General features: G+C 40.9%; 3 protein-coding genes. 2 read left to right on the plus strand and 1 reads right to left on the minus strand.

The window, feature by feature from the left end:
• Nucleotides 1–218 precede the first annotated feature (218 nt).
• Together BUB35_RS18120 and BUB35_RS18125 are read left to right on the plus strand one after the other, a co-directional pair.
• Nucleotides 219–872, plus strand: a complete 654-nt coding sequence (locus tag BUB35_RS18120) for a sugar O-acetyltransferase (protein WP_072854022.1) — start codon at nt 219–221, stop codon at nt 870–872.
• A 110-nt stretch (nt 873–982) separates the two neighbouring features.
• On the plus strand, nt 983–1774 hold the full coding sequence (locus tag BUB35_RS18125) for a polysaccharide deacetylase family protein (RefSeq protein WP_072854018.1): 792 nt from the start codon (nt 983–985) through the stop codon (nt 1772–1774).
• A gap of 94 nt (nt 1775–1868) precedes the next feature.
• Here BUB35_RS18125 and BUB35_RS18130 read toward each other — a convergent pair whose 3' ends face one another.
• Nucleotides 1869–2423, minus strand: a complete 555-nt coding sequence (locus tag BUB35_RS18130; protein ID WP_072854020.1) for an RCC1 domain-containing protein — start codon at nt 2421–2423, stop codon at nt 1869–1871.
• Between the last annotated feature and the right edge of the window lie 49 nt (nt 2424–2472).

Below are 2472 nucleotides of genomic sequence, written 5' to 3' on the forward strand. Positions count from 1 at the left end.
AGGGCTTAGGTGGGTGTTTTTGTCTTTTTGAAACATAGCTGAAAGTATATCTTTCAATATTGTTTTTATCTTGACATATCACCGCTGGACTTTTCATTGTATTTATTCAAGCACAATGAGGATGAATTGTCAAGCAATGGGGAAGATCAGAGGGCTGGTATTTTGAAAAAAGCAGTGCTAAAATAGGAAATAGAAAATGGGAAAGGAAGGTGTTTATGATGACAGAAGAAGAAAAAATTTTTGCCGGAAAGATGTTTGACCCAAGAAAACAGGAATTAAAGGACATTAAGCATAAAGCCCATATTGCCTGTCAGAAATATAATACCATGGATGAATATGATCCTGAAAGAAGTCCCATCATTCAGGAGTTCATTGGAAAAATTGGGAAGGTGTACTATTTTCAGGGACCTATCCAGTTCAATTATGGCTCTCATACGTTTATTGGAGAGAATTTTTTTGCCAATTTTAATCTGACAGTCATGGACGATGCACGGATTTATATTGGGGATAATGTATGCTTTGGTCCCAATGTTTCCCTGATGGCAACGTCCCATCCACTGATTGCCCAGGAAAGAATGGGACTGGATGATGAGGGAAAAACCACTATGGCGGAATATGCCGATGAGATTCACATTGGGGATAATGTGTGGATCGCCTGCAATACCGTTGTCATTGGCGGTGTGCATATTGGGAATAATGTTGTCATTGGTGCAGGAAGCGTAGTTACAAAGGATATCCCTGATAATTATCTGGCTTACGGAAATCCCTGCAGACCCATTCGTCCCATTACAGAAGCTGACAGCAAAAAATCTTTGATTTTGCCAGAGGATATGGAACATTTTTCTTACAACCTGAAAAAATTCGAGAAATAAATATCATGAAAAAGACATGGAGAAAATGTCTTCTTTTCCCAATACTTGTCCGTTTTTATCATAGAAAAATTGTTTTTTGCATAGGATAGAACAAAAACGGAGGGAAGATTATGCAATTTTTCCGTGCGATTCATTTGAAGAAGAAGTATGTCATTTTAGGTGTATCAGTATTGGCTGCCATTGGCTTAGGTGCGCATTTTCTACCGCCTGTGGCAGAATACACTTCAGCGGTGCTGACGGCACAGACAAAACGGGAATTACCCATTTACTGTGTGCAGACAGATGAAAAAAAGGTGGCAATCAGTTTTGATGCTGCATGGGGTGCGGACGATACAGATGAGTTGCTACAGATTTTAGACGACAATGATGTGACGGCAACTTTTTTCCTTTGTGGGTATTGGGTGGATAAATATCCAGAAGAGGTGGAAAAAATTGCTGCCGCAGGTCATGATTTAGGCAATCACTCAGCAACGCATCCCCACATGAGCACTTTATCGTCAGAACAAATTACACAGGAATTGCAGGGATGCCATGAGGCAGTAAAAGAGTTAACGGGGATTGACATGAATTTATTCCGCCCACCATTTGGAGAATACAATGATAACGTTATCCGAACAGCAAAGGAAAATGGGTATTATTCTATCCAGTGGGATGTGGATAGTCTAGACTGGAAAGAACAGGGTGTCGAAGCGGAAATTAACCAAGTTCTGAATCATAAGCATTTAGGAAACGGTTCTATTCTGTTATTCCACAACGATGCAAAGTATACGCCCCAAGCATTGGATACCATTTTGAAAGGATTGAAAGAAAAAGGATATGACATTGTGCCTGTTTCTGAAATCATACATGCTGGTGAATATACTGTAGACCATGAAGGCAGACAGATCCCATCTGAAAGTTAATGCTAAGAAAAAATATAGAAAAAAGCCCCCCTTTTCTGCGTAGAGATGGGGGGCTTTCAATTAAGAGTAAATTAGGCAGAGCAGTTATCGTACGTCAAGTTAATGGCAGCGGAATTTCCACCGGTTTTGTTGGCTGAACTTTTCCGTCATAGACGGTCACAACAGAGAAATTCATGAGTTTGCCATCATTTGTCATAGCAAAGATATCTCCGCGTTCGCCGTCGATCCATGCAACGTTGTCAAGGATTTTTCTGCGATCGATTTCATAGGGAGAATCAAACCCGTCATTGATCCGAACGACATCATGATAGCCGCAGATAGATAGACTGCCATCTGTGCCAAAGGAAAAGACCGTATCGTCAATGGTCTGGATGTGGTCAATATTCTCTTGTAAAAGGACGGGCGGCGTAAGCTCCGGCTGATCGTTGGAAAAAGAAGAAATGTTGAATCCGCTGCCCCAAAGGGTGTTGTCCTGTTTTACGAAATACAGTGTTGCATAAAAGGGGCAATAATCTTTGACATTGTCTGAAATTTTTACGGGAAAAAGTACGGGTTCTGAATTTCCGGTGCAAAGCTGTCCAAATCGGTTATAACCCCAGCCCCATAAACTGCCGTCTTTTTTGATGGCGAAAGAAAGGTTGGTGTACATGTTGACGGAGGGTATGAAGAAAAGTCTGTAAATAAGATTCTTCTATGAT

Origin of the sequence: Anaerotignum lactatifermentans DSM 14214 (genome assembly GCF_900142265.1) — a bacterium.
Classification (GTDB): Bacteria; Bacillota; Clostridia; order Lachnospirales; family Anaerotignaceae; genus Anaerotignum; species Anaerotignum lactatifermentans.